The 8,738-nt window shown below is 44.2% G+C and carries 6 protein-coding genes; 4 read left to right on the top strand and 2 right to left on the bottom strand.

Annotated features, from left to right (window positions below; translation table 11 throughout):
* The first annotated feature begins 104 nt into the window (after positions 1 to 104).
* The 3 genes from A3756_RS02195 (at position 105) to A3756_RS02185 (ending at position 3,435) form a co-directional block, all read left to right on the top strand.
* A complete protein-coding gene (locus tag A3756_RS02195; protein ID WP_068514654.1) occupies positions 105 to 1,133 on the top strand; it encodes a GGDEF domain-containing protein in 1,029 nt (342 codons plus the stop codon).
* A 63-nt stretch (positions 1,134 to 1,196) separates the two neighbouring features.
* Positions 1,197 to 2,252: a DUF2804 domain-containing protein gene (locus tag A3756_RS02190; protein ID WP_068552826.1), complete on the top strand. Its 1,056-nt coding sequence runs from the start codon at positions 1,197 to 1,199 to the stop codon at positions 2,250 to 2,252.
* 112 nt (positions 2,253 to 2,364) lie between these two features.
* Positions 2,365 to 3,435 carry a hypothetical protein gene (locus A3756_RS02185; RefSeq protein WP_068508376.1) on the top strand — a complete coding sequence of 357 codons (1,071 nt, stop codon included), beginning with the start codon at positions 2,365 to 2,367 and terminating at the stop codon, positions 3,433 to 3,435.
* Between the two features lie 60 nt (positions 3,436 to 3,495).
* Here A3756_RS02185 and A3756_RS02180 read toward each other — a convergent pair whose 3' ends face one another.
* A complete protein-coding gene (locus A3756_RS02180; protein ID WP_068508378.1) occupies positions 3,496 to 6,636 on the bottom strand; it encodes an efflux RND transporter permease subunit in 3,141 nt (1,046 codons plus the stop codon).
* Positions 6,637 to 6,651: 15 nt separating this feature from the next.
* Positions 6,652 to 7,839 (bottom strand): efflux RND transporter periplasmic adaptor subunit, encoded by a 1,188-nt coding sequence (locus tag A3756_RS02175; protein ID WP_068508381.1) that lies wholly within the window; start codon positions 7,837 to 7,839, stop codon positions 6,652 to 6,654.
* 140 nt (positions 7,840 to 7,979) lie between these two features.
* Here A3756_RS02175 and A3756_RS02170 point away from each other — a divergent pair, with 140 nt between their 5' ends.
* On the top strand, positions 7,980 to 8,732 hold the full coding sequence (locus A3756_RS02170) for a pseudouridine synthase (protein ID WP_068508407.1): 753 nt from the start codon (positions 7,980 to 7,982) through the stop codon (positions 8,730 to 8,732).
* Positions 8,733 to 8,738 lie beyond the last annotated feature (6 nt).

Here is an 8,738-nt window from a genome sequence, read left to right as displayed (position 1 = left end):
CCAATAAGTTATGAGCGGTCTGTTGGTAAACAATTGCAAAATGTAACGAATTGTTAACGTCTTCTATATTAATTTACTTGGTTTTATGGCAGAGAATAACGATAATGGTCGTTTCTTCTATTTGTGATAGACCTTCCATTATGGAAATAGAGCAGCTATTTACTCTAATAAAAAGCTTGACCAGCCAATCGAACATTAGAGAACTTGTCACAGCACTCGATGACATTCTTATCAATAATTTCGAACGCGTCGATTTGTCAGTTTATGAGCTACAAGCTACACGGCGCTCCAATCATAAAACGACCACTCTTATCGGCATAGAGTGTAGCGGGAAGTCCAACGACATCTATTTAAATAACGACATGGACATGCTGTCGGCTTATATTTCTAAAGAAGAGGTATACAAGGTTGAAAGCAGAACGCGTTTTAAAATCGTCATTCCGGTAGTGTTATATGACAAAAGCGTGTCTCACCTGGTTGTTTTGCGCCACCGCTACGAGAACCAGGATATTAAAAACACTCTCGTAGGCTTTCTGCAAATCGCTGTCGATATCTTTCGCAACTTGCACGAAAAAGGCCATGACCCGCTTACACGCATCTTAAATCGTCAAGCTTTTGACCAAGTCTCTTCCGACCTTGCCTTTTCACAACACAATGTACTGCATGCAAAGGATACCAGCTTTAAAGCGATTGCCATTCTAGATATCGATAAATTCAAATCTATCAATGATCGCTTCGGCCATGCAATTGGTGACGAGACGCTAGTTCTATTTTCACAGACAGTCAGGTCCGTCCTCCGACAGCAAGACCTGTTTTTCCGCTACGGTGGTGAAGAGTTCGTGGTATTGGTAAAAGACGTTCAGAAAGAGCAAGCTTTGGTTGTTCTCGAACGCTGCAGAGCAGCGATAGAGGCTCGCCGCTTCCCTCAGGTTGGCCAGGTTACCGTTAGCATCGGCTTTGCCGACCTAAGCAAAAACGACCACCCTGTAGAAACACTCTCCAAAGCAGATAAAGCGCTCTACTACGCAAAACAAAATGGTCGTAACCAGGTTAACTCGTATGAAGTGCTATTAGAAAAAGGCTTACTTGAAGCCGTTGAACCCGTAGAGAGCTCTATCGACTTCTGGGATTAATCTCTGACGATCTAGACTCTGCCCCCAAAACAAACCATAACAACTAGAACAACTGTAACACTTATGCTTCAACCCTACTCTCTGATCAACTCTCACGGGAAGCCTCATTTAGGACGCTTCAAACACGCCGTCAATGAAATTAATATCAATGACGCAGATTATCGAACACCAATGAACAAACGCGCCAATAAGTGGCAGCGCCATTTCAATTTTAAACGCTTTCAATATTTCGGCGGCATAAGTGGTGACCTGATATTTGGCTGCGCATTAGCTGACTTACGCTATTTGGGCGCAGCTTTTGTCTATATCTATCGAACTTCAGATAAAAAAATGCTTACTTGGCAATTCAAAAAACCTTTTGCACTCGGGCTAGATATGACGAACCGTCCCGATAATGGCATATCAAGCTTCAAGTCAGGCAAGCATAGTATCAAAATGCGCTACCAACTTAACTCACAGGGCGAGCGGCGCAAAATACTCGAGATTGGTTTTGGCTCGGAGCTCAACATTCAGGCCGAAACCATAGAGAAACCAAGCTTTGAGGAAATGGCTCTTTGTACACCGACCGCAGTCAATGGCTGGGTCTATGCTCAAAAAACGGCAGCACTTCCTGCTAGCGGTGAAGTTCACTGTGCTCTCGGCAAGTTCAAGCTAAATGAAATTGCTTGTTATGGGCATCATGACTTTTCGGCTGGGTACATGCGTCGAGAAACATTCTGGAACTGGGCATGCTTTTCCGGCGCATCTTACTCCACAGCCGATAGATCAGAAGATAAGCCACCGCTCGGGCTCAATGTGTCTTGGGGCGTCAATGAAACAGGCTATTCTGAAAACTGCTTTTGGGTTGGCGATAAGCTCCATCAACTACCTCAAGTTCAGTTCAGATATGACCGGGATGAAGAAAGCTCCGCGTGGAGAATCAGCTGTGAAAACGGACAGCTTGATCTAAGCTTTGTGCCTGAAGGAATGCATAAGGAACACCTCAATGCCGGTTTCATGGCCACAAACTTCAAACAAATATTCGGCAAGTTTAAGGGGCACTTAATCACCGCTGAAGGCAAACGCTACGAGATTGAATCTCAATATGGTTTTGTCGAAGATCAGTACTCTAAGTGGTAAACGTCCATACTAGACAATTTAATTACGACACATCAACAGCAAAAATAGACTTTTGATTTGACGCCTCTAGACATTAAGGGTACAACTGTAAGCTATATTACAGGAGTCTATTATGACTAAGCGCCAAGCAAACAAAACCAAGCACGACACAGCAAATGATAAAAGTGAGCTCCCCTCACTCTCAAAACAGCTATTAGAGCTACATTTAAAGCACGAACTTGAGTGCTTTAACTCCGATCGTTTTATTGAGCTATGCGATTCAGAGACTGAGTTTTTACTGAAAGCTGTAGGAGAAATCCATCTAAATAAGTTTGTCAGCGCTAAACAAATCAAACAAGTTATATACGAAAACGTCGTTAGCTCAAGTATTCCAGGTGCCATCGCCGAAGTTGCGGGTGAGGCAGCCGACACTCTATTTACATCAAAAAAACATCAAGAAACCTTACTGAACCAAATCATCAGCAAAAAAGACTTTGAAGAATTCATAGACAAAGCTTTAGAGCTAAAGGAGCAGCGAAACAAAGGCATAGACAAAGTAATTGAGCTACCGATATATGCCGAATTAATATCAGGCATTCTTTACCAAGCTATCCTTCGCTATATTTATGAAAGCAACCTAATCAGCAAGAACATTCCGGGCGTGTCCTCAATGCTCAAGATGGGAAGAAATGTAGTCAGCAAAGCTGCGCCAAAAATTGGCTCCGGAGTAGAGGAGAGCGTAAAAAGTTTTATTATCGACAGCCTCGACTTTATCCTGGACGAAAGCAAGAAGTTTCTAGAAGGCTCAGTAAGCGATGAGCAATTGCGCGACTCTGCAATGGAGCTATGGGAAGCGATTGAAAATAAACCCATGTCTGAATTTCAACAAGGTATGGACAGTTTAGATCTATCTGAATTTATCGCCTTAGGCTATGACTTCTGGCTTAAGTTTAGAAAAACAGATTATTTCATCAGCAGTTATGAAACCATCGTAGACTACTTCTTTAAGCGCTACGGCAGAAAAAACCTCGACGTCTTGCTCGAGGAATTTGATGTCTCAAAAGATAGAATTATTGCGCCCATAAAAATATTCGCACCCAAGGCTTTAGAAGCATTTAAAGAAAACGGCATTCTAGAGGAGCTTCTGAGACGCCATTTAGAAGATTTCTATAACTCTCAAACCGTCATAGATTTACTAGATTAGCCTATAAAATATTAAGGCGGGAAATTCCCGCCTTAATAGGTAGAAATAAGAAGCTCTACCCTACAACTTTTTTCTGTTGCTTAGATGCCTGACTAACTTATAGAAGAGAGGCGTTAAGAGTAAGCCAAAAACGGTAACCCCAATCATACCTGCAAATACAGCAACACCCATGGCCTCACGCATTTCTGCACCCGCTCCTGAACCCCACACCAAGGGCACCACCCCCATAATAAAAGCAAGCGAAGTCATTAAAATGGGGCGTAAACGCAAGCGGCTGGCTTCAAGCGTCGCCTCAAGCAACCCCATGCCACTATCTTCTTTCTCTTTGGCAAACTCAACGATAAGAATGGCGTTCTTCGCAGCCAGCCCAACCAGCACAATAAAACCTATTTGCGTGAAGATATTGTTAGTCAAACCCCACAAAATAATACCCGTCATCGCTGACAACAAAACCATTGGCACAATCAAGATAATCGCCAGTGGCAACGACCATGACTCATACTGCGCGGCCAACACTAGGAAGACCAGTAAAACAACCAAGGGGAAAATATAGATAGCCGTATTACCCGCTAGAATCTGCTGATACTTCAGATCTGTCCATTCATAAGCCATCCCATTTGGTAAAGAGCGGTCGAGAATAGCTGTGATGGCTGCTTCTGCTTGACCAGAACTATAACCGGGCTTGGCTTGTCCATTTAGGTCAGCCGCCGGATAGCCGTTGTACTTAGAAACGCGGTTTGGACCAGCGCCGTGCTGCACCGTTACAAACGAAGCAAGCGGCACCATTGATCCCTCACGGTTGCGCACTTTTAGCTTTTCCAGCTGCGTTTCATCTACTCTAAAGGCTTCATCGGCCTGCACATTGACCTGATAAGTGCGACCAAATAAATTGACATCATTGACATATACCGAGCCCATATAGGCTTGCAAGGTATCAAAAATATCTGATATCGCTACACCATGAACTTTAGCCTTCTCTCTATCAACGTTAATTTCTATTTGCGGTACATTAACCTGAAAGAAAGAGAAAACCTGTGTTAACTCTGGCGTTTGCCAGGCTTGGCCTACAACCTTTTGTGTTTCCTGAAACAAGCGTTCATAGCCCAGGTTTGCCCTATCCTCAATCTGCAGTTTAAAGCCACCAGTAGTGCCTAAACCGATAACGGGAGGCGGAGGAAAAATAACCGTAAAGGCTTCATCTATTCCCATAAACTGCCCCCATAAGGCACCAGCAATCGCGTCAGCACTCATATCAGGTGCTTGGCGTTCGTCAAAATGCTTTAGGGTGACAAAGACAACCCCCTCATTCGAGGATACCGTGAAGCCGTTAGGTGATAACCCGGGAAAAGCGACTGATGATTCTACTCCCGGATGCTCCAGGGCGATCGCTGACATTTTCTTAATCACCGCTTCAGTGCGATCCAAGCTTGATGCATCAGGTAACTGTGCAAAGGCAATCAAGTACATTTTGTCTTGAGCAGGAACAAACCCGGTGGGAGTTGTCTTAAATTGGTGCGAGGTTAATACCATCAAGCCTGCGTAAATCAAAACAACAATCACAGAAAGCCGGATTATGACTTTCAGTAAGGAGGTGTAACCTTCAGTCAAGGCACTAAAAAATTTATTAAACGGGCCAAAAATAATCTTACCAAACAAGGCGTCAATGATACGGCTCAGTCGGTCTTTCTTTGCATCATGGGGCTTTAATAACACCGCGGCCAAAGCCGGGCTAAGAGTTAGCGAATTGAAAGTCGATATAATTGTTGAAATAGCGATGGTTAGGGCAAATTGCTTGTAAAACTGCCCAGTCAAACCAGAGATGAAGGCTGTTGGAATAAATACAGCACTTAATACCAAGGAGGTAGCAATAATCGGCCCGGTCACCTCTCGCATAGCTTGCTTCGTGGCTTCAATAGAACTCTTTCCTAAAGCAATATTTCGCTCTACGTTTTCAACCACAACAATCGCATCATCTACTACGATACCGATAGCCAAGACTAATCCAAAAAGCGTTAGTGCATTTAAAGAAAAGCCAAACATGGCCATCACTGCAAATGTCCCAACTAAAGAAACAGGTACTGCAACTAAAGGAATAATTGATGCTCGCCATGTCTGCAAGAACAGTAAGACCACAATCACAACAAGCACCATGGCTTCAAGCAAAGTCATCACAACCGCTTCGATAGAACCTCGCACGAAAATGGTAGGATCATAGACGATGTTGTAATCAACACCCGCAGGGAAAGTCTTCTTCAATTCTTCCATACGCGCACGAACATCGTCTGAGATCTGGATCGCATTTGAGCCAGGGCGTTGAAAAATTGCAATGGCTGCGGCCTGCTTGTTATTTAGCAAGGATCTTAGCGCATAGGAATTTGAACCTAATTCAACTCGCGCGACATCTTTTAAGCGCGTGATGGCTCCGTTATCGCCAACACGCAGTACAACATCCTCAAATTCTTCTAAAGTCTCTAAACGACCTTTTACCTTTATCAACAGCTGAAACGGTGCTGCTTCCGCTCCGGGCGGCGCGCCAATTGTCCCTGCCGCGGCCTGACGGTTTTGTTCCCGTATGGCATTGATCACATCGCTGGTGGTCATACCCATCGCAGATACCTGCTCAGGATTCAGCCAGATACGCACAGAGTAATCCCCTGCACCAAATACTTGAGCATTTCCAACACCTTCTAGGCGAGCAAGTTCATCGCGCACTTTCAAGTTAGCAAAGTTAGACAGGTACAACATGTCATAGCTATCGTCAGGTGATAACAGATGCACGACCATCGTTAAGTCAGGTGAAGATTTGGTTGTGGTCACCCCCAAACGTTGAACGTCTTGCGGCAGCCTGGGAATCGCTCGCGAAACACGGTTTTGGACTTGTACCTGCGCATCATCGACATCAGTACCCAGCTCAAAGGTAACAGTAATTGCCAAGCTACCATCTGAGGTTGCTTGTGAGGACATATAAAGCATGCCTTCAACACCATTAATCGCCTGTTCCAATGGCGTAGCAACAGAGTCCGCCATCACTTCGGGGTTTGCGCCAGGATAGCTAGCATTAACCACAACGGTTGGCGGAACAACCTCTGGGTATTCTGTTATCGGCAATTGAAAGACGGCGATCAAGCCAGCTAGGAAGATCATCATCGAGAGCACGCCAGCAAAGATCGGGCGGCTAATAAAATATTGTGAAATACTCATTTTGGCTTGCCGCTCCTAGCCTTGGCTATTGTTAGTGGCTGGCGCCATATCTGCATCACTAGGTGATACCGGCATTCCAGGGAAAACATTTGGCAAGCCCTGCCCCTTGATAACAATCTTTTCACCAGCTTCCAGGCCACTCTTAATCGCCCTCAAACCCTTGAATTTAGGACCCAACTGAACAGGGCGATATTCCAAGATGTTGTTTTCTCCTAAAACCAATACATATTTATGACTAAGGTCTGTCACGACAGCTTTCTCATCAACAAGAATTCCTGGATAGCTCGCACCTATCTGCATATTAATCCGCGCAAACATCCCTGGCGTGAACTTACCATCTTCATTGCTAAATACTGCACGCAGTCGTATTGTACCCGTACTGATATCAACCTGATTATCAACAAAATCGATCACTCCCTGATGCGGATATGTAGTTTCACCCGCCAACCCCATAAATACAGGAATATTCATTTCATCCAAACGCTTGCCTTCTCCTAAGCTACGCAAACGAGCAAAGGTTTTTTCGTCAACATCAAAATATGCATGTGTTTTATCAGTAGAAACCAAGGTAGTCAGCACTGTGCTACCTGCAATGACCGAGCTCCCTTTTTTCACACGGGCATTAGAAACCTGGCCATCAAACTCAGCTTTTACGGTGGTGATTGCATCGAGGACTTTAGTTCGTTTCAAGTCTGCCTTCGCACTTTCTACTGCGGCAATAGCTTGAGTTAAGCGGGTGCGACTGTTATCGAGCTGCTCTTGAGAAATCGCGCTTTTCTTACGTAAACTTTCTGCTCGTTTTAAATCACGTTTAGATAATTCTATTTCCGCTACATTGCGTTTAACTTCCGCTTCCAGGCGCTGAACTTCTGCACGCACCGTTCGATAATCTACCTGAAATAGCAAGTCACCCTTCTTGACATAAGCTCCATCTTCAAAGCCTACCGATAGTATGTAACCAGAAGTGCGCGGCATGACGACAATACTGTCTGAAGCTTCTAGACGACCTGTATACTCCTTCCAGTCACTAACCTCGCCCTGTATTACCTCTGCAACGGTCACAGGAGGTGGCGGCATTGCGGCCATTGCTGCTTCAGGGTTTTCTTGATCTTTACCATTTTCACTACAAGCAACAACTGTTAAGCAAGTGACTATAACGACAAATAACCTGCTGATACCAAACCTTAAATTAAACGTACTCATTCGTTCTTCCATTACTTGTGTATTAATGTATTTGTTATAGAAACGGAGATACTACCAACTTCACCCAACGAATCCAGTACAGTGCTAGAATATGGCCTTTCAGAAAACTGATTTCTTTTTATAGAACAATCGTTATGCAAATGCCCGATACACAAGCTACTGAGCAATTATCCATTATCTTCCAAGATAAGTTCCTAATTGCTATACAAAAACCTGCAGGTTTACTGGTACACAAAAGTCCCATCGACAAGCATGAAACTAGCTATGCTATGAAAATATTGCGAAACCAGATTGATCAGTGGGTCTATCCGGTACACCGTTTGGATAAACCGACATCAGGGCTACTCCTATTTGCTCTGCATTCCGAGATCGCCTCTCAGCTTAGCTCAGATTTTGAAAACCGCTTGGTCAATAAGACATATCAAGCAATCGTTCGCGGGTATACTCCCACCAATGGAGAGATCAATCACCCTCTAAAAGAAATCGCAGTTTTCAAACACATGCAAAAACAACTTCAAAAAAAAGACCCTAAAGAAGCTGTCACACATTATGAACGAATGTGCAGTTTTGAGCTGCCATTCTCAGATGGGCGCTTCCCCAGTTCACGATACAGCCACATCCAACTGAAGCCCACAACCGGCAGAAAGCATCAAATTCGGCGCCACCTAAAACACATCAGCCACCCAATTATCGGTGATGTAAAATATGGGAAAGGTGAGCACAACCGTCTATTCAAAGAAAATTTTGATAGTCATCGTTTATTATTGGCAGCGACCAAACTTACGTTCAATCACCCAGTGACGGGGCAAAACGTGACATTAGAATGTCCGCTAGAAGAGAGCTTTACAAAGGCACTTACGAACTTGACACCTTACGAAGCAAAGCCTGATTAATAGTCA

This window comes from Oleiphilus sp. HI0086 (genome assembly GCF_001635225.1).
This window is presented reverse-complemented; position numbering and strand designations above follow the sequence as displayed.